This window comes from Mariniphaga sp., assembly GCF_041687215.1.
Classification (GTDB): Bacteria; Bacteroidota; Bacteroidia; order Bacteroidales; family Prolixibacteraceae; genus Mariniphaga.
On record NZ_JAWLCI010000065.1, the window covers coordinates 1 to 26,530 of the forward strand.

The 26,530-nt window shown below is 42.1% G+C and carries 17 protein-coding genes; 6 read left to right on the forward strand and 11 right to left on the reverse strand.

Features of this window, described 5'->3' with window-relative positions:
- From ACESMA_RS17770 to ACESMA_RS17795, 6 genes are all read left to right on the forward strand, one after another.
- Positions 1-1,639, forward strand: a 1,639-nt coding sequence (locus ACESMA_RS17770) for a triple tyrosine motif-containing protein (RefSeq protein WP_372950209.1), incomplete at its 5' end; no start/stop codon positions are given.
- A 239-nt stretch (positions 1,640-1,878) separates the two neighbouring features.
- Positions 1,879-4,950, forward strand: a complete 3,072-nt coding sequence (locus ACESMA_RS17775) for a SusC/RagA family TonB-linked outer membrane protein (RefSeq protein WP_372950210.1) — start codon at positions 1,879-1,881, stop codon at positions 4,948-4,950.
- A 29-nt stretch (positions 4,951-4,979) separates the two neighbouring features.
- Positions 4,980-6,578: a RagB/SusD family nutrient uptake outer membrane protein gene (locus ACESMA_RS17780; protein ID WP_372950211.1), complete on the forward strand. Its 1,599-nt coding sequence runs from the start codon at positions 4,980-4,982 to the stop codon at positions 6,576-6,578.
- Positions 6,579-6,613: 35 nt separating this feature from the next.
- A complete protein-coding gene (locus ACESMA_RS17785) occupies positions 6,614-8,383 on the forward strand; it encodes a PKD domain-containing protein (RefSeq protein WP_372950212.1) in 1,770 nt (589 codons plus the stop codon).
- An 84-nt stretch (positions 8,384-8,467) separates the two neighbouring features.
- Entirely contained in the window at positions 8,468-10,720 is a 2,253-nt protein-coding gene (gene bglX, locus ACESMA_RS17790) for a beta-glucosidase BglX (RefSeq protein ID WP_372950213.1), read from the forward strand.
- Positions 10,721-10,737: 17 nt separating this feature from the next.
- The gene (locus ACESMA_RS17795; protein WP_372950214.1) at positions 10,738-12,507 is read left to right on the forward strand and encodes a family 16 glycosylhydrolase; all 1,770 of its coding nucleotides are present in this window, start codon (positions 10,738-10,740) and stop codon (positions 12,505-12,507) included.
- A gap of 91 nt (positions 12,508-12,598) precedes the next feature.
- On the opposite strand, the gene ACESMA_RS17800 is transcribed toward ACESMA_RS17795, so the two are convergent.
- The 11 genes from ACESMA_RS17800 to ACESMA_RS17845 all read right to left on the reverse strand — a co-directional run bounded on the left by ACESMA_RS17800 (position 12,599) and on the right by ACESMA_RS17845 (position 26,315).
- Positions 12,599-12,970, reverse strand: a complete 372-nt coding sequence (locus tag ACESMA_RS17800; RefSeq protein WP_372950215.1) for a heavy-metal-associated domain-containing protein — start codon at positions 12,968-12,970, stop codon at positions 12,599-12,601.
- Between the two features lie 35 nt (positions 12,971-13,005).
- Positions 13,006-14,787, reverse strand: a complete 1,782-nt coding sequence (locus tag ACESMA_RS17805) for an efflux RND transporter periplasmic adaptor subunit (protein WP_372950216.1) — start codon at positions 14,785-14,787, stop codon at positions 13,006-13,008.
- Complete coding sequence (locus tag ACESMA_RS17810; RefSeq protein WP_372950217.1) at positions 14,774-16,021, reverse strand: TolC family protein; 1,248 nt, start codon at positions 16,019-16,021, stop codon at positions 14,774-14,776. Before ACESMA_RS17810 ends, ACESMA_RS17805 begins: the two co-directional genes overlap by 14 nt.
- Positions 16,018-19,842 (reverse strand): efflux RND transporter permease subunit, encoded by a 3,825-nt coding sequence (locus ACESMA_RS17815; protein ID WP_372950218.1) that lies wholly within the window; start codon positions 19,840-19,842, stop codon positions 16,018-16,020. The genes ACESMA_RS17810 and ACESMA_RS17815 overlap by 4 nt, the downstream gene beginning before the upstream one ends.
- Positions 19,843-19,935: 93 nt before the next feature.
- Positions 19,936-20,310 carry an HYC_CC_PP family protein gene (locus ACESMA_RS21510; protein ID WP_411289415.1) on the reverse strand — a complete coding sequence of 125 codons (375 nt, stop codon included), beginning with the start codon at positions 20,308-20,310 and terminating at the stop codon, positions 19,936-19,938.
- A gap of 131 nt (positions 20,311-20,441) precedes the next feature.
- Entirely contained in the window at positions 20,442-20,879 is a 438-nt protein-coding gene (locus tag ACESMA_RS17820; RefSeq protein ID WP_372950219.1) for an RrF2 family transcriptional regulator, read from the reverse strand.
- Positions 20,876-21,166, reverse strand: a complete 291-nt coding sequence (locus ACESMA_RS17825; protein ID WP_372950220.1) for a hypothetical protein — start codon at positions 21,164-21,166, stop codon at positions 20,876-20,878. Before ACESMA_RS17825 ends, ACESMA_RS17820 begins: the two co-directional genes overlap by 4 nt.
- A 398-nt stretch (positions 21,167-21,564) precedes the next feature.
- Positions 21,565-22,731 (reverse strand): hypothetical protein, encoded by a 1,167-nt coding sequence (locus ACESMA_RS17830; protein WP_372950221.1) that lies wholly within the window; start codon positions 22,729-22,731, stop codon positions 21,565-21,567.
- 54 nt (positions 22,732-22,785) lie between these two features.
- Complete coding sequence (locus ACESMA_RS17835; RefSeq protein ID WP_372950222.1) at positions 22,786-23,394, reverse strand: YceI family protein; 609 nt, start codon at positions 23,392-23,394, stop codon at positions 22,786-22,788.
- Between the two features lie 227 nt (positions 23,395-23,621).
- Positions 23,622-24,704, reverse strand: a complete 1,083-nt coding sequence (locus ACESMA_RS17840; RefSeq protein ID WP_372950223.1) for an ATP-binding protein — start codon at positions 24,702-24,704, stop codon at positions 23,622-23,624.
- 1,428 nt (positions 24,705-26,132) lie between these two features.
- On the reverse strand, positions 26,133-26,315 hold the full coding sequence (locus ACESMA_RS17845; RefSeq protein ID WP_372950224.1) for a hypothetical protein: 183 nt from the start codon (positions 26,313-26,315) through the stop codon (positions 26,133-26,135).
- Positions 26,316-26,530: the final 215 nt, after the last annotated feature.

Here is a 26,530-nt window from a genome sequence, read left to right on the forward strand (position 1 = left end):
GAAATACATCAGGCTACAAAAAAGCCCCGGGATGTTACTCGGGGGGCACTACAACGGACTTGTGTTGTTGCAGAAAACAACCGAAGGCTGGGCGTTTCATAAAAAAGTAAAAGGATTTAATGAATCGAGCCGGTTTATTTTTGAAGACGGTGACGGAATTATTTGGATCAGCCATGGAGGAAAAGGAATTTTCAGGGTACAGTTAAATGAAAAAATGGACAGTGTTATCCAATATCGCCTGTACACCAAAACAGACGGCCTGCCGGCAACCGAGAACAACATCTTATTTACGCTCCATGATGAATTTTTTATTTCCGGTGTTGATGGAATTTATACTTACAATGAACCTTCCGATTCGTTTAAAATCAACAATCAGTTCGATCAACTTTCTTCACTCGGTGGCCAATTGCTTACCCTGGAAACCGATGACTCAGATAATATATGGTTCATCGCCCAGAATGAATCAGGTGTGCTTCGCCGCAATGAAGATCTGAATTACACCAAAATAACTGCCCCTTTTAAGCAATTGGACGGCCAATATGTAAATGGTTTTGAGTTTGTTTATCCGTATAACAATGACCATGTTTTTTTTGGATTAGACAATGGATTCGCACATTACTCATCCAAAATACTAAAATCATATTCCGAAGAATTTCAATGTTTTATTACAAAAGTGGAAATGCCCTTTGTCGATTCCACGATTTATCTCAATCCGAACCATTTAAATATTGAGATTGAAGTTCCTTTTAGAAAAAATGCATTCCGTTTTCACTATGCAGCCCCTTTTTACGAAAATCCGCAACAATTGAAGTTTAGCTATTTTCTCGAAAATTATTCCGAAGAATGGTCTGACTGGACTTCAGATAAATACCGCGATTTTACCAACCTACCCGAAGGAGATTACATGTTGAAAGTAAAAGCAAAAAATATTTATGGTGTTGAAAGCGAGGTTTCTGAATTTAGTTTCAATATTCTTCCTCCCTGGCACCGATCGCAATTGGCCTGGTTTGCATACTTTGTATTAAGTGTTTTACTCATTTTTTTCATCGTTAAATTTGTTCTATACCGTATTGAAATATCCCGGAAAAAAGAGATAATAAAACATGAAGCAGAACTTCAGAAAAAGGAAGAACAATTTCAACATCAGGCAGTGGTTGCCGAAAAAGAAATTATAAGACTTCGAAATGAAAAACTGCAAAACGAAATGCTTTATCGCGACAAAGAACTGGCAAATCAAACCATGAGCATTATCAAAAAAAATAAGTTTCTTGTTAAATTGAAAGAAGAAATGCATCAGGCGATGAAAAACACTTCTGATGCACAGCTAAAAACAAAACTTTCGACACTAAACCAGCGAATTAACAAGGAAATTGACAACAAGCAGCAAAACCAGATATTCGAAACTTATTTCGACGAAGTTCACGAAGATTTTTTCCAGAGGTTAAGGCAGCAGTTCCCAGAACTTTCACCGCGTGAAACACGACTTTGCGCTTACATACGCATGAACCTCACATCAAAAGAAATTGCTGCTCTGTTAAACATTTCTGACCGGGGAGTTGAAATTAGCCGTTACCGCTTACGGAAAAAACTCAACCTCCATCGCGATGTAAATCTTTCCACTTTTTTATTGAATATATAATTCATCGGAGGTTTGATGTTTTAGAACAGGTACATTCATGTTGTAGTTTAATTCTCTAATAACTTTCGGTTAATACACTCTTAATCAGCTTTCTGTTTTTTTGGTGATGTAATTTTGATGTAGTTATTAAATTTGATTGAAGTATTATTGAAGCATCAAAATTTTCGGAAATCTGAACTGCTAAGCTCAATTTTGAGCTATCATTTATAAATTTTATTTATTAAGTAAAATCGCATCCTATGAAAAAAATTCTTTTTTTCTTTTTATGCTCAATTTTTTCTCTTGGCATTTTTGCCCAGGAAATTACACTAAGAGGAGTAATTACTGCGGCAGATGACGGACTACCCTTACCAGGAGTTTCTGTAATCGTAAAAGGAACAACAACCGGAACTGTTACCAATTTTGATGGTATGTATGAGTTGCAGGTTCCTTCAGATGCTTTGATGCAGTATTCTTTTATTGGTATGCAAACACAGGAAATTCCTGTTAACGGGCGTACTGAAATAAACGTCGTGCTTGAAAGCGAGGCTTTCGATGTTGACGAAGTTGTTGTAGTTGGCTATGGTACCCAAAAGAAAAGTTTGGTAACCGGGGCAATTGCAAAAATTGGAGGTGAAGAACTTCAACGGACCTCCGATATGCGTGTAACCCAGGCATTACAAGGTAAAACGGCGGGGGTTGTTATTTCTAACAACTCAGGTCAGCCCGGCGACCAGGTATCCATTCGAATTCGTGGTATTGGAACCAACGGCGATGCTGAACCATTATATATTGTTGATGGTTTACCCATGAGCGGTGCAGGAACAGACTTTCTGAATTCGAATGATATTGAATCGATTGAAGTTCTTAAAGATGCCGCATCTGCTGCTATTTACGGAGCACGTGGTGCAAACGGCGTAATTTTAATTACTACGAAATCTGGCGTAAAAGGCGAAAAATTTACGGTTAGTTATGATGGTTACTATGGAGTTCAAAATCCGTGGAAAAAAATTAATGTCTTAAATTCTCAGGAATATGTAACATTAATAAATGAAGCATCATTAAACGGTACCGGTAATTTTAGATTTTCGCAGGAACAAATTGCTGGATATACAGCGAACACCGACTGGCAAGACGAAATGTTTAATTATGATGCGCCAAAACAAAATCATTCGATTTCTTTTAACGGCGGAACTGAAAAAACCAGCTATTCGTCTTCTTTAAGCTATTTTGATCAGGAAGGGATTGTTGCCAAAGGAAAATCAGACTTTGAAAAATTCAGTTACCGTTTAAACACAATTACTGACTTTGGATTTTTAACACTTGGTTCAAATATTAATCTGGCCAGAATAACCAGTAAAGGAATTGAAACAAATACTCATTTTGGAATCGGACTGGCACAAGCGTTAAATATGCCCCCCATTGTTCCGGTAACAAATGAAGATGGTTCGTGGGCAGTTCCTGAACAATTTGGAATTGGCCTGCAGGAAATTACAAATCCCGTGGCAATGCTGGATAACTTAAACTCTGAAACAAAAACCAGTAAGTTTGTCGGAGGTTTATTTGCCGAGTTTGATTTTGGTGAGTTGAATCAATCGCTGAATGGATTGACTTTCAAATCTTCTTACAGTGGCGAAATGGCACTGGTTGATACCCGCGGATATTCTCCTTTTTATTACCTGGATGCCATGCACTTTACCATTACCGACGAGGCGTCACGCTCAATGAACATCTGGTCGAGATGGAACTTCGAAAATGTTTTTACATACGACAAAACAATTGATGCTCATCATTTTACTGTAATGGGCGGTGTTACTGCATTTAAAGATATGTTCAATAATCTTTCGGCAAGTAAGAAAGATGTTATTTTCGATGATTTTGATTATTCATACATCGACAATGCTACAGATCCGGAAAGTACAGTTGCAGGTGGTGGTTATTCTGAACACACTGTTGCTTCTGTTTTTGGGCGTTTAAACTACGACTATGGCGACCGTTATATGTTTGCCGCCACTTTACGTCGTGATGGTTCATCGCGTTTTGGATCAGAAAATAAATTTGGATACTTCCCCTCTTTTTCAGCAGGTTGGGTTATTTCAAGAGAAGGTTTTATGAGTGGAACCTCGGATGTAATTGATATGTTAAAATTCAGAGCCAGTTGGGGACAAAACGGTAACGAAAATATAGGTGATTTCGGGTATACTTCAATTATCGGAAATCAAAATATCTACTATTTTGGCGACAGCAAAACACAATATAACGGAACTCAACCCACGCGAATTGCCAACCCTTCATTAAAATGGGAAACTTCTGAACAAACAAATATTGGATTGGATTTTGCCAGTTTGGGTAACAGTTTGCGGGTAGCCTTGGATTATTACGTTAAAACCACCAAAGACTGGCTGGTTACTGCTCCGGTTCCAATGTTGGTAGGAAATTCAGCACCGGTAATTAATGGAGGTTCTGTTCGAAATTCAGGTTTTGAAGCCGAATTAAGTTACAAAAAGCGGTTTGGAAAATTGTTTTTTAATGCTTCTGTAAATGGAGCATACAACAAAAACGAAGTGCTCGACATTCAAAATGCTGAAAAACGCCTTCAGGGTGGAGATGGTGCATTTGGACAAGGTGATGTTTTATACGCAAAAGTTGGATCTCCAATGGGTTATTTTAATGGACTGAAAACCGATGGTATTTTTCAAACCGAAGAAGAAGTTGCTGCCTATGTGAATGCCGAAGGCCAATTACTTCAACCCAATGCAGTGCCGGGCGATATAAAATTTGTTGATTCTGATGGCGATGGAGTTATCGATCGAGACGCAGACAGGGTAAACCTGGGAACTCCGCATCCTGATTTTACCGGTGGGCTTAACCTGGGGTTAGAGTATGCCGGATTCGATTTCAACATGTTTGTTTATGCGGCCTTAGGCCAGGAAGTTTACGACGCAACCATGCGTTACGACATGAATGAAACCAACTATACCGGAGACTGGCTTAATCGCTGGACCGGCCCGGGAACTTCAGATTCGTACCCACGGGTAACTTATGTTGATGGCAATCAGAACATGACAACAGTGAGTGATTTCTTTGTTCACGATGGAAGTTTTGTTAGAATGAGAAATATTACTTTAGGATACACACTCCCGACAAATATTACCAGTTATATGAAGATAAGTAATTTGAGACTTTATGTTTCTGCCGAAAACTTATTAACCATTACCGGTTATAAAGGTTACGATCCTGAGATTGGAGGAAGCGTATTCAATAATGGTATCGACCATGGAATATATCCTCAGCCGCGTACAGTTCTGGGCGGAATAAACATTACTTTTTAATTTAGTGAAAACATTTAAAATTTAGGAAAATGAAAAATAAATCAATTTATATATTTTACTTCATTGCCCTGGTATTTTTGCAGGTATCTTGTTCCGAAGATTTTCTTGAACTGGAACCAAAAACAGGACAGGTTGAAGCAAACTATTATCAAACGGAACAGCAGGCGTTTTTAGCCGTAACTGCAGTTTACGACGCCTATTCAGTCCAAAACTGGCAATTCGTTCCTACCATGTCCGATATTTTTTCTGACGACGCTTTTTGTGGTGGTTCAAATGTAAATGATATGAGCCAGTGGCATGAAATGGAGATGTTTAATATGACCACTGAAAATAACGCAGCTGCTGATCTGTGGAATCGCTGTTATTCCGGTATTTATCGTGCCAACCTTTATTTGGAAAAGCAGGAAGGAGTGCAATGGGAAACCGATGGATTGAAAGATAGGCTTCAAGCCGAGGCTTTGTTCCTCAGAGCCTATTTTTACTGGGATTTGGTTCGTCATTACGGATATGCACCGCTAATTACCGAAGTACTCCCTTCAGTTGAAGATTATAAAAGTATTGCACAAAGTACTCCTGATGAACTGTTTACACAAATAGCCACCGACCTTTTACAAGCGGTTCCGGCATTGCCTGTTAACGTGGCAGCTACCGAAAAAGGCAGAATAACAAAAGGTGCTGCACAGGCATTAATTGCACGAATCTATCTTTATCACGAAGGATTTGCCAAACCAGTGGTTGGAGTAACAAACTGGAGCAATGGCAGCACAACTATAGATAAAAATTATGCACAGGCTGCCCTCGAAGAAGTTATTGCAAGCAATGCTTATTCTTTAGTGCCGGATTATAACGATTTATGGGATTGGGAAAATCAAAACAATGAAGAGTCCATACTTGAAATTCAGTATTCAGATAAAGCAAATTCAGGCGACTGGGGCGGTTGGAATATCAACGGTAATTTTTCAAGTGTTTGGTATAGTGTTAGAAATCCGGTGGGTGACAACGGATCTGTTTTCCCGGGTTGGTCATTTGCTGTGCCTACATGGAGCCTGGCCAATGAATTTGAAGCAGGAGATCCGCGCAAAGATGTTACCATTTACAATGCAGAAGAAAGGCTCAATGATTATACCAGAGCTTTCATGAATACTGGATTCTTCAACAGAAAATACATGGCATTGAATGCTTACATCGGTTCCGGGGGCGACCCAAACCATAATTTTCCAAGGAACTTTGTTGACATTCGCTATGCCGATGTGTTGCTGATGGCTGCCGAGCTGTTTTTGGATGATAATCCGGAAAAAGCCCTTGGTTATCTGAATCAGGTTCGCACCCGTTCTTTAGGCGAAGGGGCTGCTTTAACAACAGTTACATTGGATGATATTTACCATGAACGAAGAGTGGAATTTGGCGGAGAAGGATTACGCAAATGGGATTTACTGAGAAGAGGAAACGATTTTGCAGCTTCAAAAATAAATGCAAGCTTCAATGTTCCTGAGGATGTGCCCAACCAATCTCATTTTACACCACGAACTTTTAAGGCGGATACCTGGGGTATGTTTCCAATTCCCGCCAGGGAAATTCGTAATACAAACGAAGGTGTGTTAACTCAATTTGTACCAGCTTACAAATAGGCAGTTTAATTAATGTTTTCAAAAAGTATAAAAAGATGAACAATTTAAAATATTTAAGCTTTATCGGATTAATGGTGTTTGCAGTTTTATTTTCCTGCGAACCTTATGAAGACACAAACCCGGAGCTGGGTTTAGTTGCGCCTCCCGCTGAAAGCGAAATGGATTTTTCCATTACTCCCGGTGTTGATGCATACCGTTTTAACATTGAAATGACAAGCCCATCATTAAACGGAATTTACACGGTGACTTTCGACCTTGGAAACGGATCGAAAATAAACAAAAAAAGCGGTGTGGCATATTATCCGCTTCCGGATGATTATACCATAACCATGACCATTAAAACAAACAATGGCAGTTCGAGTATATCCAAAACACTTACCACTACCGAAACCGATTATTCATTATTTGACAACCCAATGATGATTGCCTTGAGCGGTGGCGCAGATGCTTTGGAAGGAAAAACCTGGGTATTGGACAGCCTTTCACAGGGGCATCTTGGAGTTGGCCCGGCAGGTAGCGAAGGACTGGAATGGTGGTCGGCAGCTCCGCTGAATAAAAGCGGCTTTGAAATTTATGACGACAAGCTCACTTTTAAAATGATAGGTTTTGAGGCCATTTACGAAAACAACGGGAAAAGTTATGTAAAAGATTTCAGGGGCGACGATCCAAACTACAGCAATGTGGTTGATCCGGGCGATGATTTGATTGTTGATTATACTCCACAACCAGGTTCATGGATGATTGAGGAAGACGGTGGAAAAATGTATTTGGTTTTATCTGGCCCAACTCCAATTTATCCGATGTTTGATACCGGCGCTCAGGGTGGCAGGTACGAGATTTTTGCACTTGAAGAAAATTTCATGCAGCTTGCATCGGTAGGTGGGGATGGCAACGCATGGGCATACAGACTTATACCGGAAGGATATGTGCCGCCTCAGATTGAGCTGGAAGCAAACTTGACAGAAACAGGGGAAGTAAATACTTACAACGTTGCATTGAACGTTCTGAATGTTCCGGCAGGTGAATCCATAAACGATGTAACAATTGATTTTGGCGACGGAACTGTTTACGAAACGCAGGATTTTAACGAAGTAGTGTCGAATACCTACATGCGCCAGGGAAGCTATCAGGTTACTGTAACGGCAAACACCTCGCTGGGCGAAATAGTCCATACATTTTCTGCAGTGGTTGCAGCAAACCACCCCGATTATGAACCTTTCCTCCTGGATGCGATGGTTACCTACAACGATTTTTCTGAAGTTTCCATGGCGTCCATGAATGTCGATCAGGCAGGTGGCAGTGCTTATATTGAGGTGGTTGACAATCCTAACCGCATTTATCCAAATAAAAGTGCTAAAGTGTTGAATTTCGTAAAAGAAAATAACGAATGGGCCAATGCCTACATGCAGTTACCGGCGGGTTATCGGTTCGATTTGCGCCAGCGCCATACATTTAAAGTGATGGTTTATGGTTCAGCAGGTGACAATATTCTGTTAAAACTTGAAAATACTGACCGCGGTGGGAATGCCTGGCAAACCGGAACTGCTGATTTGATTTATACCATTCAGCAAGACAACACATGGGAAATTGCTGAATTTGATTTCTCAGGAGTTTCAGCCGGCTGGGACTGGACCGGAGATATTTTTACAGGCGACGTGGTTGCGGATGACAATTTCAATCATGATTTTTATAATGTTGTACGCATAATGGTTAATCCCGGAGACAACTCTGATGTTTTCCAGGTTTACCTCGACGAACTGGCTGGTCCGCATGTTGAAGGGCTGAAATCAGCTACTCGCAATTAATTTATATGTGCCCAAAAAGTGTTTTTTCATAGTTCAGTTTAACTTTTTGGGCACTTTTTTTAAATCCCTGCTATTTATTCAAAAATGATTCAACAAAAGTTGAATAATATCTCTCTGATCATTTTTCTGATTGTGGTTTTCTCCGGATGTCAAAATAAAAACGGAACAACCATTCATCTGGATTCTAAAATAAGTTCACTTATCGGTGAAATGACTCTTGATGAAAAAATTGGTCAGATGTTTCAGGCATCGGATGGTTTTTATTCAAGTGAAGAAGAACTGAAAGAAGCTGTCAGGGATGGACGGGTTGGTTCGTTTTTAAACATTCAGGGCGCTGAAAGGGTTGCCGAAATTCAACGTGTTGCCAAAGAAGAAAGCCGGCTGGGAATTCCGTTGCTTTTTGGCCGCGATGTCATTCACGGGTACCGCACTATATTCCCCATTCCGCTTGGAATGGCCTCTTCGTGGGATACTTCCATGGTGAAAAAAGCTATGCGTATTTCTGCGGTTGAAGCTGCCTCCATGGGAATTAACTGGACATTCGCCCCCATGATAGACATTACCTGGGATCCGCGCTGGGGAAGGATTGCCGAAACCTGCGGCGAAGACCCGTTTCTCACTTCGCAGTTTGCCAAAGCAATGGTGGAAGGCATTCAGGGTGATTTGGATGATCCCACCTCACTGGCTGCCTGTGCCAAACATTTCGTGGGTTATGGTATGGCAGAAGCCGGACGGGATTACAACACCACGTATATTCCCGAACCGCTTTTAAGAAATGTCCATCTGAAACCATTTAAAGCTGCCCAAAACGCAGGTGCGCTGACTTTTATGTCGGGTTTCAACGATTTAAATGGTGTACCTGCTTCAGGAAATGAATTTATCTTGAAAACCATTTTACGCGAAGAGTGGAACTATCGTGGCATGGTGGTTAGCGACTGGGCTTCCATCGAAGAGATGATATTTCATGGCTTTGCAATTGATAAAAAGCATGCCGCTGAAATAGCTGTAAAAGTGGGCGTTGATATGGAAATGGCAACCACGGCATATATCGAAAATCTGAAAAAACTGGTTGAAGAGGGAGAAATCGATGAAAATCTTATAAATGAGCGGGTGGCAAATATTCTCCGCGTTAAGTTTGAATTGGGACTTTTCGATAAACCTGTTGAAAATACAGCATTGACAACCGATACCATTTTGGCAGGTTCGCATCTGGCGTATGCACGCGAGATGGCACGCAACAGTATGGTTCTGCTCAAAAACAGCAATCATATTCTTCCCCTTTCAAAAGAAATTCGTTCACTGGCAGTTATTGGCCCGCTGGCCGATGCTCCGCACGACCAAATGGGAACCTGGATTTTTGATGGGAACGAAGAAGATTCGGAAACGCCAAAAACCACCCTACAGTATATACTGGGGAACAGGGTGCACTATGCTGCCGGACTGGAATACAGCCGCGACAAATCGGAAAAAGGGTTTGGTGCAGCACTGGTTGCTGCCGGAAGATCAGATGCCATTCTCTTTTTTGCGGGCGAAGAATCCATCCTTTCAGGCGAAGCCAACTCAAGAGGAATTCTCGAATTACCCGGAGTTCAGACGGAACTGCTTGTGAAACTTAAAGAAACCGGCAAACCACTTATATTGATTGTTATGGCTGGTCGGCCACTGGCCATTCAGAAAGAACTGAACCTTGCCGATGCGGTTTTGTATGCCTGGCATCCGGGTACAATGGCCGGGCCTGCCATTGCAGACTTGGTATTTGGCGATTATTCTCCAACCGGAAAACTGCCGGTTACGTTTGTAAAAGGAGCAGGGCAAATTCCGCTTTACCATTACCGGAAAAATACCGGCAGGCCGGCATCAAAATCAGATGTAATCCATATCGACGATATACCAAGAAACTCCAAACAACTTTCACTCGGGCTAAAATCCATGCATTTGGATTATGGAACTGAACCCCTGTTCCCGTTCGGATTTGGTTTGTCATACACCAAATTTCAGTATTCAAACCTAACGCTTTCAAATGAGGTGTTAAATTTTAACAGCACCATTTCCGTTTCGGCAGATGTGGAAAATATTGGTAATTTTGAAACCGACGAAATTGTTCAGTTTTATATTCGCGACCGTGTTGGAAGTATTACCAGGCCGGTGAAAGAGTTGAAAGGATTCAGAAAAATACGCTTAATGCCGGGCGAAACCAAAAACGTTCAATTCGAAATAGAACCAAAAGATTTGGAATTTTTTAATGGTGAACAGTATGTTTCAGAACCCGGTGATTTTGATGTTTGGATTGGACCCAATTCTGCTGAAGGATTAAAAGGTGAGTTTACTATTAAATAATCAGGAAATACAGAAACATGAATAGAATTAGTTTTTTAATTATCATTCTTATTTTAGTCAGAATCCCTGCCTGGTCTCAGGGCAACTGTTTCTACCAGGTTTGGCAAGATGATTTTGAATACTCCGGAGCACCCGATAATGAAAAATGGGGATACGATATTGGCGACCACGGCTGGGGGAACAATGAACTTCAAAATTATACCAACACGAGGACCAACTCGTTTGTGAAGGATGGAAAACTCACGATTAAAGCGGTAAAATCAAATGGAAGCTGGTCTTCTGCACGGCTGGTAACCAGAGGGAAAGGCGATTGGTTATACGGACGGATTGAAGTGAAAGCAAAACTCCCTGAAGGGAAAGGTACCTGGCCTGCCATCTGGATGTTACCCACTGACTGGGAATATGGCGGCTGGCCTGCAAGCGGAGAAATCGATATTATGGAACACGTGGGCTACGATTTTGGCACAGTTCACGGAACCATTCATACCGAAGCTTATAATCATTCCATTGGAACGCAACTGGGAAAATCAGTAGAAGTGAAAAATGTTTCTACCGAATTTCATGTATATGCCATTGACTGGACCGAAGATGAAATTGTGTGGTATGTTGACGGGGAAGAATATTACCGCATAGAAAATCCCAATAAATCTTACAAGGAATGGCCTTTCGACAAACGTTTTCACCTGATTTTGAATATTGCCATTGGCGGGAACTGGGGCGGTGCACAGGGAATCGATGCTAACCTGGATGAGGCAACCATGGAAATTGATTACGTAAAAGTATTTCAGAAAGATTTGCCGAAACCTGTAATTGACGGAAAAAAAAACGCTGAACCAAACGAGGAATTAATTTTCTCAACTATTGATTTTCAGGGAGTTCGATATAAATGGAGTTTCCCCGACGATGTGGAGGTATTGAATGGGAATAATACATCAAGAGTTACGGTAAACTGGGGCAATACCGGTGGAAATGTCCAGCTTGAATTACAGTCGGATTGTGACACAATTGCTGCCGAACCTTTTTATGTGAGTACAGTGCAAAAACCTTCGGGCGAAAGTTTTGAAGTTCCGCTATTCGACGACCAAAGTAATATGCTCTGGAAAGCGGTTCCGGGCAATTCAAATCAGATAGAATTATCCGGAACGAATTCGTTAATTGCCGGATACGATATAAACGCTCCCGGCGAAAATCCGCACATTTTGTATGAATTCCCCGATCCAATTGATCTGACCGGTTTCAGTAAAATGGAAATTTCGCTGAAAACCCCGGCGCCCGTTCCCGGCTCTTTCCGTATCGATTTGGTGGATGCAAACGAAAAAGTAAATGTGAACGACATTTTTAAAATCAACTCATTTGAAAGTGATGGAAATTTTCACTCCTTCACCTACACTTTCGGCCAAAATCCTGACGGGATTTACCAGCTCGATTTGATTAAATGGATAAAAGTTTACATCAATTACGGGTTGTTTGGGAAAAAAGGAACCGGTCAGGTTGAAATAGAAGCATTAAAATTAAAAAGTACTGAAACTTTCTCACAGGAATACCAATTTCCAAATGACCTGAAAATCTGGCCAAATCCGTTTCAAAACAAAATAAATGTCGCTTCTGACATTCCAATTCAACGCCTTGAGGTTTTTAATTTGGCAGGAAAATCGGTATTTGCCAAAGATTCTGTCAATCCTTTAAATGATGCGATTGAGCTGGATGCAAAGGGGAAACAATTGATCTTAAAAGTTACTTTTAAAAATCGAACAACAAAGAGTGAGGTGCTAATTCACCAACCATAAAAATTGGGACAGCCAATCACCGGACGCCTAAAACATTTTCATTCTGTTGATGATTTGTTTAGACATCCGGTGAATAACCTAAATCACGCCATTAATGTACATGCCCGCTGTGGTCATGCGCGTTATCATTTTCCGAGCGATCATATTTGCAGCAGCCCGGAAGTTCATTATAAACTTCGTCTTTGGATTTGTGGTGTGGTGTATCGTGCCCCACTTTGGCTATCGCCATTTCAATTTTGTCGGTGCTGGTTTTGGCATCGTCAAATTTTACTTCAATCATTTTCGATTCCTTGTTCCAGTCGGCACTTTGCACACCGTCCACCGAATTGGCGGCCTTTTCAATGCGTTTTTCGCACATACCGCAATTTCCTTTCACTTTAAACCTTTCTGTTTTTTCTCCGGCAAAAACCGTGAATGTTCCCAGAACGAACATGGCTACTAAACTTAAAACTTTTGTTTTCATCTTTTTGAATTTTAAATGGTTAATAACTAATAATTTTAATGATTGTGTCCCGCTGCCTGTGTGTTTTGTTTGTCAGCAGTTTTAAATATTCTTTGTCCCCTGCTGTAGGTTTCTTTTACCTCGCCGCAACGCAACATCATATCCCCGAAATAGGGGTTCAGAATCTCATCCGATTCGCTCAGCCAGAACGCGCCTTTGTCATCAAAAGCCATGGGGCAGAAAAGCCTGTACGTTTTTTCGATTTCCAGCCCGAACGACTCAGTAGTTTCCAGTATGGCTTCGGAGAGCATGTTAAAATGTTCCCGCTGTTCTTCAATGTCGGCCGTTTCGGAAATCATTTCCCCGGCTTCTGCCAGTTCGTTTTGTAAATCCATCCAGTGGTGGTGCGCATCGCCTTCCAGCAGGCCCATGTCCACTTCCCCGAGTGTACCGGACAATTTTCCGGCTGCTGTCTGTGCGGTTTCCGGGTCATCGTCCACCAGCGCATTTTTCACTTCAAAATAGGCATTGGCCACGGCAGTAATTTGTTCACGAAAAGCCTGCGGCACTTCCATGGTTTTGCTTTCGGGCTTTTGCATCATGCTGGGTTTGCCGGCCAGTTGTGCAGCGGCATCGATACTGAACGTTCCGCTTACCGCAATTTCTTCGCCTTCATCCAGGCCGCTTTCCACCAGGTAGCTGTCGCCCAGCGCCAGGCCCAAAGTGACTTCGCGCATCAAAAAGTTTACACCGGTTTCGGTTTCCGATTTTACATACACCAGCGAACGTTTACCGGTCCACATAACGGCGGTTTTGGGTACCGAAAGGGTACCACCTCCGGCAGGCAATTTTGCTTCTACCATGCCTGAAGCAAACATTTCCGGTTTCAGCTTTAACCCACTGTTTACCATTTCCACCCGCGCTTTGGCCACCCGGGTTTTCGGGTCGATTACCGGGTCGAGAAAAGAGATGGTTCCTTCAAAAGTTTCGCCCGGAATGGATGCCACAGAAAAACTTATTTTATCTCCTTTTTTCACCCAGGGCATATCCTGTTCATATACATCAAACAAAACCCAAACCCGCGACAAATCGGCAATTTCGTATATAATTTGCCCGCGCCCGATGTAATCGCCAAGGTTCGCCTTCCGGCTGGTAACATACCCTGAAACATCGGCCAGGACATTAAATGTTTCACGGGGAGCACCTGACTGAAGTATTTTTTCAATTTGATTTTCAGAAAGCTTCCAGTTTTTCAGCTTTTCTTTGGCCGAATTAAAAAGTTGCGGCTGCGAATCTTTGATTTTTTCCGCCTCAAAAAGCTCTTCCTGGGCAGTAACCAAATCGGGCGAATAAACCGATGCAATAGCCTGCCCTTTGCTCACGAATTCACCGGTAAAACTCACCATCATCTCTTCAATCCGGCCGGGAATATGTGACGACTGGCTGGCAATCCGGCGCTCGTCGGTTTCCACTTTCCCGTTTAACCGCACCGTTTTCAAGGGCTCTGCAGTGCCCACAGTTGCCGTTCTCACACTGGCCAAACGCATGGCTGTTTCAGACATATTGACGGCCAGGGGATTGGATTCTCCCTCTTCTTCGTCATCCATCGGAATCAGGTCCATTCCGCAGATGGGGCAGTCGCCGGGTTCCCCCTGCCTGATTTGCGGGTGCATGGAGCAGGTCCAGACTTCTTCCTCACCGGCAGTTGTTTCAACATCGTGGTCATGATCATCATCCGTGTCTTGCTGTGATGTTCCACCGAAAATGAGCCATCCAACCAGTAATCCGATTACAAGTGTGGACAGGGCGATAATAATTGTTGTTTTATTTGTTTTCATTATTCATTGTTTTTGCCGTTAAATAATTGATTTTTGCCAGGGCGGTTTGAAATTCTGCCAACGCGGTAGCCCTGTTTTTTTCATACTGAAGCAGTTGTTGCTGCATGCGCAGTACTTCCTCGAATTCCTTCCCCGAATTTCCGTAATCTTTGAACAACAGGTTAAGCGATTGCCGGGTGGTTTGGATTTGCTCGTCATACAACTGAACCAGCTGTTGTTGCTGTTGCATTTCAAATTTTGCCTGGTCGAATTCTGAAACCAGCGTGTTAAGCACATTTTCTTTCTGAAGCGAAAAGCTCTCCTGGTTAAGCTGCGCTTCCCGCTCTGCCGCTTTGTATTTTTTGCGGAACAACGGAATACTCACCGAAACCATGGGCATCAGTACATCTTTCCCGTTATCGGAAGCAGTCATTTCGGAAGATTTTCCAACCACCACATAGTCGAGCCCAACGCCCACATTGGGGAGGCCCTGTTTTTGAGCTGCCACTTCGCCGGCTTCACTGGCACGGGTTTTCAGTTCCAGTTCGGATAACACCGGATTGTTGGACTTCAGCGAATCCCTGGAAACCGGGCCGGGTACATTTTCAACCGAAAGCGAATCGGCCACTGCAACCGGTTCGTTTTCATCGCGATCCAACAGGTTGTTGAAAGCAGAAAGTAGCGGTTTCTCTTTATCATTCAGAATTTTCAGGCGGGTTTGGGCATCATTCAGCATAATGTCCACCCGCAATACATTCACCATGGTGCTGTTTCCGTTTTCGTATTTCCGGGTGGCAATGGTTTTGTATGATTCAAGAATGTTGATGTTTTCCTGTTCAATCTGTTTCCATTTTTTCAATTCATACAATGGAAAATAAGCCGCTGCTACCTGAAAATACAACCGGTTTCGCGCATCGAGAAAAGCCTGGTATTTGGCTTCGGCCTGCAGGGTTGCAGCATCTTCGCGCGCTTTTAGCGTACCGAACCAGGGGAACATTTGCGTGAGCGAAAACTTTGCCCGTTGCGGTCCCACCCGGGTTTCCACCGGTGAAATAAAATAGCCGAATGAAAAAGTGGGGTCGGGCAGTGCATTCATCTGCGGCACTTTTTGCATGGCTGCTTCAAACTCTTTGTAGTTTGCCTGCAATCCGGGATTATTTTCCGCAGCTATTTTGAAATAATCATCCAAAGTCTGGGCAAAGCTTATCGGAATGGCCAGCAACAGAATGATTATAATATTAAAAATTGTTTTCATGATTTTCTGTTTTTGAGTTTCCGTTCTTCCCTCAATGAATAGAGCGTTGGCACAATAAAGTAGGTAATGGCCGCTACCAGCATTCCGCCGAATGCCGGGATAGCCATAGGAATCATGATGTCGGCGCCGCGCCCGGTAGATGTTAAAATGGGCAGCAAAGCGATGATGGTAGTAGCCGAAGTCATAACGGCAGGTTTAATTCTGCGCTGACCGGCTTCCACCACGGCAGCACGCACGCCTTTCAGGTTGTCGGTTTTGTTGCGTGCAAAACTCTGATCGAGGTAAGTGCCCATCACTACGCCGTCATCGGTAGCGAGGCCAAAAAGGGCGATAAAACCGACCCAAACGGCCACACTCAGGTTCACCGGGTTCATTTGAAACAGGTCGCGCATGTTGACACCGAAAACGGAAAAATCGGCAAACCAGCCCTGGCCATAAAGCCACAGCATGATAAAACCGCCGCTGAAGGCCATCGTAATTCCGCTGAAGATCATCAGCGAAGTGGTCACTGATTTAAACTGGAAATACAGAATCAGAAAAACAATAACCAGCACCAGCGGCACAATGATGGTCAACCGCTTTTCGGCACGCACCTGGTTTTCATAGCTTCCTGAAAATTTGTAACTCACCCCGGCAGGTACGGTCAGTTCCCCTTCATCTATTTTTGACTGGATGGCTTCGCGCGCATCGTCCACCACGGTTACTTCGGCAAATCCTTCTTTTTTATCGAACAGTACATAACCTACCAAAAAGGTTTCTTCACTACGGATCATTTGTGGTCCGCGCATATATTCCAGATCCACCAGTTGTCCCAATGGAATTTGTGCCCCGGTTGGTGTCGGAATCAGGATTTTCTCCAGCATCTCCGGGTCGTCGCGCAGTTCGCGCGGGTAACGCACCCGCACCGGGAAACGTTCGCGGCCTTCCACAGTCGAGGTAATTTTCATTCCGCCAACTGCGATTTCAATATCCTGCTGAACATCTTCCACATTCAACCCGAAACGGGCAATTTCATCGCGGTTAATGTTTAAATGAATGTAAGGTTTCCCAACAATGCGGTCGGCAAAGGCAGCTTCGGCTTTTACCGAGGGTACCTCTTTCAGAATTCCTTCCAGTTTCATCCCGAAATCCTCAATGGTTTCCAGATCGGGGCCATATACTTTGATTCCCATGGGGGCGCGCATTCCGGTTTGCAACATCACCAGCCGCGTTTCAATGGGCTGAAGTTTTGGCGCCGAGGTAACTCCGGGAATCCTCGTTACCCGCACAATTTCGTTCCAGATATCGTCGGGCGACTCAATGTGTGAACGCCAGTTGCGGTAGTAATTTCCCCAGCGGTCGGGAATCAGTTGTTCGCGTGTAATATTTTGTTCCAATGCTTCTTTGTTGGTGAGGGTGTCGCCGGTGGTTAGAATAAACCGGTCTTTCCTATCCGTTTTATAGCGTACCCGACGTCCGCTTTCATCCAGCATGTATTCCGGTTTGTAGTTGATTACATTTTCGAACATGGAGATGGGAGCAGGATCGAGCGCCGATTCTACGCGTCCCAGTTTCCCGACGGTTAGTTCCACCTCGGGAATGCCCGTTACCCGCATGTCGAGTTGTGCCACAATTTTTTGGTTGTATTCCATCCCGGAGTGGGGCATGGAAGTGGGCATCAGCAGAAAGCTCCCTTCGTCGAGCGAAGGCATAAACTCTTTGCCGGTTCCGGGGAATGCATGGGCCAGCTCCGACCAAACTGAAGTGGTACGGATATTCCATCCCAGTTTATCGAACCCTTTGGCCGCAAAACCAAAAATAGTATTGAATCCCAGCCAGATAACCGCCCCCCAAAGAATGAGGATTGATGGAATGGTTAAAAATACGGCTTTGTGGTTCAAGCACCACCGGAGAATCGGCTTGTAAAAATATTCCAGAATACTGAAAAAACCGAGAATCAGTCCCACTAGTAAAACCACAAATATTACGTTCAGGAAAATACTTTTCGAAGCGCCCAGCGGCATCCAGTAATTGGCCAGCAGCCAGACCACGCCCAGCCCGGCAATGATTAATCCTGAATTGTTGAGCAACCAATTGGTCCATTTTGTTTTGTTTTTTTCTGTTTTATAGAAAAAGTGTTTCAGCAGGCCGGTAATTCCAAACAAAAACAACAAAGCGCCGCCCCAGTAGTACCCGGCAATCAGTGAAATTACACCGATAACGGTGAGGGCAACGTTGGCCCATTTTGCAATGACTTTGTTTTTTATGCGGGCGCCAAAAAACCAGTGCGCGAATGCAGGCAGAATAAAAAGTGCTACAATAAGTGCCGCCACCAGGGCAAAAGTTTTGGTAAACGCCAGCGGTCCGAAGAGTTTTCCTTCGGCAGCCTGCATGGTGAATACCGGGATAAAACTTACAATGGTAGTGGAAACCGCAGTTAAAATAGCTGTCGCCACTTCCGAAGCGCCTTTGTAAACCGTTTCAAGCATTTTCTGACCCGGCGGCGCCTCATCGATATGTTTCACAATATTTTCAGAAAGAATAATCCCCAAATCGACCATGGTACCAATGGCAATGGCAATACCCGAAAGCGCCACAATGTTGGCATCCACACCGGCATAGCGCATGGTAATGAACACCATCAGTACGGCAATGGGCAGCAGGCTGGAAATAAGCAGCGAAGCGCGCAGGTTGTAAATCATTACAATAATAACGAGAATGGTAATGAGAATCTGCAGCGACAGTGCTTCTTCCAGCGTACCCAGCGTTTCGTAAATCAACTGGGTGCGGTCGTAAAACTGTACAATGGTGAGCTGGCTTTCAGTTCCGTCGGGTAGTACTTTTTTGGGCAGGCCGGGTGAAATCTCAGCAATTTTATCTTTTACATTGTTAATTACCTGCAACGGATTGGATCCGTAGCGTGCAACCACAACACCGCCCACTACTTCGGCGCCGTCTTTGTCTAAAGCGCCTCTGCGGGTGGATGGTCCAAGAGTCACCACGCCAATATCTTTAATCCGTACCGGCACATTGTCGTTTACAGCCACCACGGCTTTTTCGAGGTCTTCAATATTTTTTATGTAGCCCAGTCCGCGAACCAGGTATTCAGCCTGGTTGATTTCGATGGTTTTGGCGCCAATATCCCGGTTGGAGTTCCGTACCGCCATCATCACTTTGTGGAGCGGAATGTCGTAAGCTTTCAGCGCATCGGGATTGACGTCCACCTGGTATTCCTGCACAAATCCGCCAATGGAGGCTACTTCCGAAACGTCTTCGGCTGCATTCAATCCGTATTTCACGTAGAAATCCTGCACGGTTCGAATTTCGTGCAAATCCCAACCGCCCGTCGGGTTTCCGTCTTTGTCGCGGCCTTCCAGCGTGTACCAAAACACCTGCCCCAACGCGGTGGCATCGGGCCCAAGCGTTGGTTGTACGTCTTCGGGCAGCAACCCAGCCGGCAGCGAATTGAGTTTTTCAAGAATTCGGGATCGCGACCAGTAAAATTCCACATCTTCATCGAAAATAATGTAGATGCTCGAAAATCCGAAAATGGAGGAGCTCCGGATGGATTTCACACCCGGAATTCCCAGTAAAGAAGTGGTGAGCGGATAAGAAATCTGGTCTTCGATGTCCTGTGGCGAACGGCCCATCCACTCGGTGAAAACAATCTGCTGGTTTTCGCCAATGTCGGGAATGGCATCCACCGGAACCGGGTCTGACGGCAGAAATCCTGTGTTCCATCCAAATGGCGAGGTAATAATTCCCCACCCCACAAAAAGAGTGAGCAATAATACTGTTACCAGTTTATTTTCAAGAAAAAAACGAATGATTTTATTTAACATGCAATTTCAATTATGATTTTTTGTTTATGATATACAACAAGTCAGGTACAGCAAAGTTGTTTTCTGCCAGTTCAACTGTTAATCATAATAAAATCATAAAAGAAATGCCTGCTTTAATGAAAGCAGCGTCTGTATTTTAGGTGGGGGTGGTGGTTTCCTTACCGGAATAAAATGAGTGGATGCTTCCGGTGGTAGTACAGCAATATATTGTCCAAAACCGGAGGAGAACAAATCAATATCAATTATATGGGGTAATTGGGAGAACCCGGGTGAAGCAAAATCTTCATCAACCTGATAAAAAGTTGTTTCGTTGTGGCAACAATTGCCGGAATCACAGCATGGTTCATCTTCTGAAAAAAATGAAGTTGAAATTAAAAATTCATCGCAGAAATGTTTGGATACAGCCATGCCCGTTGTTGCAGCAAGCAACAAAAAAGACAGAACGATATGGCTGAAACTTTTAAACATTTTGTATTAACAATCAACAAAGTAACAATTTAGTTCTGGAATATGTTTTACACAATTTTAGGAAAAGGTTATAAAATTTTATGCTGTATCCCGTTTTAGTTTTTAAATATCATATAAATACCAATCACAGGCTAATGCTGAATTTGTACCAAATCATCCAGTTTAACTTGATCTTCCATCAGGTCTTTTATGGTGGTTGATTTGAAGTATTCAATAATCTGGTTATTCAGTTGTCCCCAAAATCCTTTAAGAGAACAGAATTTTTCCCTGTCGCAGGAAAAATTCATGGCCAGGCAGTCGATAACACAAATGCCCGGTTCGAAAGCGTTATGAATATCGTAAACAGATATATTAGCTGGATTTCGTGTTAAAACATATCCACTTTTTCTGCCACCGGCTTTGGTAACAAGCCCTGCAACTTTTAAGGCATTGATAATCTGATCGAGATATTTATAAGAAATATCCTGATTCTGAGCAATTTCTTTCTGGTATATTCCATTTTCTCCGGCATTCATCGCAATTTCCAGAACTGCCCTTACACCATACCTTGTTTTTGTGCTAAACTTCAAAATGTAATTTTTTCGGTTAAAGTTTCCTCAATTTTCAGTTTGAAAGCAAAGTTAATAAAAACCTCGTTGTTGACTTTTATGGCACCAAAAACTTTTTTAGGAGGATTAATGTTAAAATCAGTAAGTTCAACCTCCAATTCACCTTTTAAAATATATTCTGAATTATCGCTGAAGAAGATTTCACAAGGGACGGTGTAAATTCTGGACTGGCCAGCCAGCGAAATGATGGTTTTAAAAACGGTTTTCCCTGTTGTTTCATCAAAGTCTGCCTTTCCTTTTGGCTCCATAGAGATTTGAATGAAGGGATATTCTGAAGCGCTGACCATTTCATAAAAATCATCTAACATTTTGTTATTTGGGCCAGAAAAGTCATAAACCGGAATTCTGATATGCTGGTAATTGGCTTGGTCATCAGAAGTGTTAGTTGATGGTTTTATTTTTAGATTATGATTAACAAATTTAAATTGATTGATATTTGAAGACCCATGAATTGAAATGTAGTTTTTGCAATCTTTTATTTCCCCGGCATTTTTATAGTCGTTTGTATTTCCGTAAAAATGTGGTAGCAAGAATGCGAAAAAAGCTATACTGTATTTTAAAAACTTCTTCACGGGTTTTCCCTCTAATTAAAACAGGATACCCGGAATAATAGCTTCCGGGCAACCTGTATGAACTTCCAAAAAGATCAGAATGAAATAGCAGCCTCGAGCACAAGCCCGTTAAATTTTCCACCATCGATGCTTCCGTGAGCTGGCCCTTCGTACTTTTGAATTACGTAATCGAGTTTGATAACCACGTTGTCAACCATGTACCAGCCACCGCCAAGATTAGTTCGGGTTACTGTTGAACCATCGTTATTATCTACTTTGTTTAAACGGGTTCCTGCATAAAAACGACCCAAACGGTAAATGGCCTGCAGGGCAGTTTGGGTGAAGTTTTGGTCGTTCCCACTCCGAACACCTTTCATGGTTTCATAAACTCCGAAAACTTCAAGTCCGTGAAATTGAGCAAAAACATTGGCCATGTAACTGTTCATTTCGGTCTGGTTGGCGCCGGGGCTCCAGCGTCCCGAACGGAAATTGTCACCAGCAGCTTCTGCAGTTTGCATCACACTGTAATAGCGGGCACCGGCACGGTCGCCATCCCACAATGTTGAACCGCTATGGCCTTCACCAACATGGTATCCTGAAAGGCTGGCACGCAACCTCAGATCATCAGTGACATCGGTATCATACGCTAATTTCCAGTTAAAAACGAGGTCTTTACCAATATCGTTTCCACGACCGTAATTCATGCGTCCGTTATTGGTTCCCACAAGTGCTAAAAAGCCTTTATTCCGGTACATCACCTCCAAACCGGGATTTGTGGTAAAAGCATCCATTATCCAGTTGCCAACAAACGGATTATTAACAACGGCTGCATTGTTACTGCGATAAAAATGGGCATCACCATAGTTCGGCATCATTACACCTGCCTTTATGGTGAAGTACTTCATCATATTGTCAGTAGCAGGTAAAAACGGCATTTTGTCAATGGTTAAGTAACCACCTTCGACCCATGCCTCGTTGTGATGTCGTGAAGACATGTAATTATTGATATACAACTGAATTCCTGGAGCCAAATCTGCTGTAATGTTCAAATTGGCCGTTGGAAGATTAAAGTTGTTTTTCAGATCGATCAATTCTACAGGAGCTTCATGATCGAGTGCCTGAAGTTGAAGTGCGAAATCGGCACCTACTTTAACTTTTAGGTTATTAAATTCCTGATCGTCAATTTGTTCTTTTTCGAATTGTTGTGAAAAAGAAGGCATGCTAAAAAGCATTGCAAAAACTACAATGAATAAATTTTTCATAATCTAAATAATTAATAAAAGGGATTTAAATAATAACTTTTTGTATTTCAGGAATTAATAGTTACCTGTATATTCCTGACTGCTTTTTTGAAATTCAAGATTGAATTGAACGACCACTTCATCATGCGTTTTTATAGTTCCCATCATAGCAGTTGGCGGGTCTACACCAAAGTCTGACATTTTAATGGGTACACTTCCGCTAACCAAAAACTTTTGTGGATTTTCAATATCAAATTGCGCGGATAAGCTCACTTCCTTTGTTTTTCCTGCAACTGTAAGTAACCCCGTGAAATTTGCCCTGGTACCGGAAATGCTCACATTGTTGTTTTTGTTTAGTGCGAACTTAATTTCAGGTGATTTTTTTTCCTTTAAAGCATCGTGGGCTTTTTTGTCCATTATGCTTTTACCGCTTTTTAATCCTGAAACCGGCGTGGAAAACTCAACGTTGCTAATTTCTGAAACTACTTCCCCTTTCATTTGCAGAAGCGTTTCGGCTTTAAAGTTTTCTGCTTTCATTTCCCAGTCATGAATAGATGAAGTTCCTTCAATAGTGAGTTTACTGTTTTTAGACTGCAGTTTGTAAACCTCCTGCGCCTGGGCATCAACCATAAACATAATGGCTAAGATGCTTATTAAGAGAAAATTAAATTTTAAAATTTTCATGTTTTAAATATTAAATGGTTTGTCCTATCAATCCTATCATTTTGGTAGGACAAAAAAACAAAAAGAATTTGAAATACTTTTTTTAATGTGTGATGTTGTACAGCAGATTTACAAAATGCCAAATATTTCAATAGAGAATCAAAAAACTTTCAGTAAATACTTAAGTTGTTGTAAGTCAATTTTTTTTGTGTAGTTTTTTCAAAGAGGTAAATACCCGAATTTTATAATTATTGATGATTTGGCAATGTAAACTTAAAGTTACTTCCTTTTCCGGGAGTGCTTTCAACCCAAATTTTTCCATCATGTTTTTCAACGTACATTTTACAAATCAAAAGTCCCAGGCCGGTTCCTTTTTCCCCTTTTGTACCATTTGTTGAATAGGTTTTGAAATCTTTAAAAAGCTGGTTCTGCATGGCCGGATCAATGCCAATGCCATTATCTGAAACGGTAATTAATGTTTCATTTTCCTTTTTTTCTGCTATAACCCTTATTTTTCCTTCTGAAGGGGTAAATTTAATCGCATTGGAAATCAGGTTTCTTAAAATGGTTTTTAACATTTGAATGTCTGCCTTAACCATCAAATCAGCAGGAATCTGGCATTGTAATGAAATGTTTTTGCCCTGGGCGTAATATTTCAGATTGTTTATCACTTCATCACAAATTGAGTCAACGTTAAAGTTTGCCGGTTCGAAATGGATAAATCCTGATTGGGTTCTGACCCAAATTAGAAGATCCTGAAGTAATGAAAAAGCGGTATTTGCTGATTTATGAATGTTTCTAATTTGTTCCTCAGTTTCTTCAGTTGTAAACTTACGAAAGTGTTCTTTTAACAAATCCAAAAGTCCGATAATGGAATTAAAGTGGTTACTTAAATCGTGGGCAAGAATAGAAATAAATAAGTCCTTATCAGAATTTAATTTACTGAGGTCTTCAGCGTATTTTTGGAGTTGGGATTCCTGCTTTGTCCGTTCTGTTATATCACGAAAAATAGACTGGTAGGAGCCATCGGGCATCATTTTAGTCCGCATCTCAACCATTAATGTTGAACCATCGGGACGTAAAATTTCTCTTTTACTGGTAATGGTTTCTCCTTTTTCGAGCAAGTCAAACCGGAAGGGTGTTTTTTCAATACTTTCCGGGGTGAAAATAAGTTTGCTAAGGCTGATGTGTTTTCCAATAAGGTCTTCTTTTTTTCTGCCAAGCATCGAACAAAAACTTGAATTTGCTTCGGTAATGTATCCTTCGTGAGACCCAATCAGAATACCATCAACAGCAAATTCAATCAGATTGCGAAATATATTTTCGTTCATTTTTAATTTTGAGTTACCTGTTGTTTTGAGGTTGCCTGGTTCATTATCAATCACGTTTTTATAGACCTTATCTTTAAGGTGTGTCATATGGATTTACTTATAATATTCTATCAAATTTAGTAAAAAAATGAATTGGGTCAGGTTCAAATTTGTCTTAATTTCTGTTAAAATGGAATATTTTTTTTCGGTTCACGAAAACAGAATATTACTGTATTTCAGTTTAAACCAGTGTAAATGCATTGCAGAACCTAAAATAGATACCCTGGATTATATTGGAATTTTGCTTAAAATAGAGAATAGTATGAAATATTCAAATTATTCCTTACCGGGTTTAAATGGTCCGGGCCAATAAACAGGATTTGTTTCGCCCATTCATTTTTTTAATAGATTCGGGCAGTTCGGTGACAGTTTTAATTCCCTCTAAATTTTTCATTAACTGGTAGTTGCCCAGGTGAATACTTTTAAATAGCGATCCGCGGTAATTTTTCAAGCTGATGCTTTTGAAAGCATAATCCGGCAATATTTTATTTAATCCGGAGGGAGAATTAAATGCAGCCTCGTATTTGCCGTTTAGATTCTGGCTCAATAGAATTACCGGATCAGAAACTTTTTCATATAAATAAACATTAGCCCAGACACATCGGGCAGGTTATAATATAGCTAAGTCGGATCCTATGACCCTCCGGAGGGCTGGGCAAACAGGTTCTGGGTTATAAAAGTTATTCCGAAAATAAAAAGTACCAGAGCAACCTTTGCATGTTTCATTTTCAATTTAAATTTGATGACGATTTATAAATACGCTGAATATGTAAAATTTACTGGATTAAATCAGAAATTAGAAATATCCGGTTGAATCCGGTAAAACCAATGGAAAGATTCGCAGAAAATTGCAGCATAATTTTAAGCATACGTTTGGGTTCTTGTTCCATAATAAACTGAAAAGCTGGAATAAAAGTTTGACAAAAAAAAGAGCTGCAAATTTGACGTTTGCAACTCTCTCATTTTCAGTTGTCCTGCCAGAACACAAACAAGATTTGAAAATCAGTTAATTACAGGGTTTTTTAATTTCGGGGCGGTCAGCGGGGCGGTTATATGCGTTATTTTGTGGTAATCGGATTTTTAAAAAACGGGCTCCCGTTGGCATTTCATCCAGTTTCAGACTGAACTGCATTCGGCCTGATGGAAGATTGACTTCGTGGCATGGTGTGTTATCCTGATGGAAGTCCTGACTTCATTCCGGGCTCCCGGTGGCCTTTCATCCGGGTTCAGGTTGAACTACATTCGGCCTGATGGAAGATTGACTTCGTGGCATTGTGTGTTACCCTGATGGAAGTTCTGACTTCATACCGGGCTCCCGGTGGCCTTTCATCCGGGTTCAGGTTGAACTGCATTCGGCCTGATGGAAGATTGACTTCGTGGCATGGTAGTTTATTCTGATGGAAGTCCTGACTTCATTCCGGGCTCCCGGTGGCCGTTCATCCAGTTCCAGACTGAACAGCATTCGGCCTGATTGAAGATTGACTTCGTGGCATGGTAGTTTATTCTGATGGAAGTCCTGACTTCATTCCGGGCTCCCGGTGGCCGTTCATCCAGTTCCAGACTGAACAGCATTCGGCCTGATGGAAGATTGACTTCGTGGCATTGTGTGTTACCCTGATGGAAGTTCTGACTTCATACCGGGCTCCCGGTGGCCTTTCATCCGGGTTCAGGTTGAACTGCATTCGGCCTGATGGAAGATTGACTTCGTGGCATGGTAGTTTATTCTGATGGAAGTTCTGACTTCATTCCGGGCTCCCGGTGGCCTTTCATCCGGGTTCAGGTTGAAC

Coding starts and splice junctions, on each gene's coding strand:
- ACESMA_RS17775 (WP_372950210.1), top strand. CDS start 1,879: ATGAAAAAAATTCTTTTTTTCTTTTTATGCTCAATTTTTTCTCTTGGC.
- ACESMA_RS17780 (WP_372950211.1), top strand. CDS start 4,980: ATGAAAAATAAATCAATTTATATATTTTACTTCATTGCCCTGGTATTT.
- ACESMA_RS17785 (WP_372950212.1), top strand. CDS start 6,614: ATGAACAATTTAAAATATTTAAGCTTTATCGGATTAATGGTGTTTGCA.
- bglX (WP_372950213.1), top strand. CDS start 8,468: ATGATTCAACAAAAGTTGAATAATATCTCTCTGATCATTTTTCTGATT.
- ACESMA_RS17795 (WP_372950214.1), top strand. CDS start 10,738: ATGAATAGAATTAGTTTTTTAATTATCATTCTTATTTTAGTCAGAATC.
- ACESMA_RS17800 (WP_372950215.1), bottom strand. CDS start 12,970: ATGAAAACAAAAGTTTTAAGTTTAGTAGCCATGTTCGTTCTGGGAACA.
- ACESMA_RS17805 (WP_372950216.1), bottom strand. CDS start 14,787: ATGAAAACAAATAAAACAACAATTATTATCGCCCTGTCCACACTTGTA.
- ACESMA_RS17810 (WP_372950217.1), bottom strand. CDS start 16,021: ATGAAAACAATTTTTAATATTATAATCATTCTGTTGCTGGCCATTCCG.
- ACESMA_RS17815 (WP_372950218.1), bottom strand. CDS start 19,842: ATGTTAAATAAAATCATTCGTTTTTTTCTTGAAAATAAACTGGTAACA.
- ACESMA_RS21510 (WP_411289415.1), bottom strand. CDS start 20,310: ATGTTTAAAAGTTTCAGCCATATCGTTCTGTCTTTTTTGTTGCTTGCT.
- ACESMA_RS17825 (WP_372950220.1), bottom strand. CDS start 21,166: ATGGAGCCAAAAGGAAAGGCAGACTTTGATGAAACAACAGGGAAAACC.
- ACESMA_RS17830 (WP_372950221.1), bottom strand. CDS start 22,731: ATGAAAAATTTATTCATTGTAGTTTTTGCAATGCTTTTTAGCATGCCT.
- ACESMA_RS17835 (WP_372950222.1), bottom strand. CDS start 23,394: ATGAAAATTTTAAAATTTAATTTTCTCTTAATAAGCATCTTAGCCATT.
- ACESMA_RS17840 (WP_372950223.1), bottom strand. CDS start 24,704: ATGAACGAAAATATATTTCGCAATCTGATTGAATTTGCTGTTGATGGT.
- ACESMA_RS17845 (WP_372950224.1), bottom strand. CDS start 26,315: ATGCTGTTCAGTCTGGAACTGGATGAACGGCCACCGGGAGCCCGGAAT.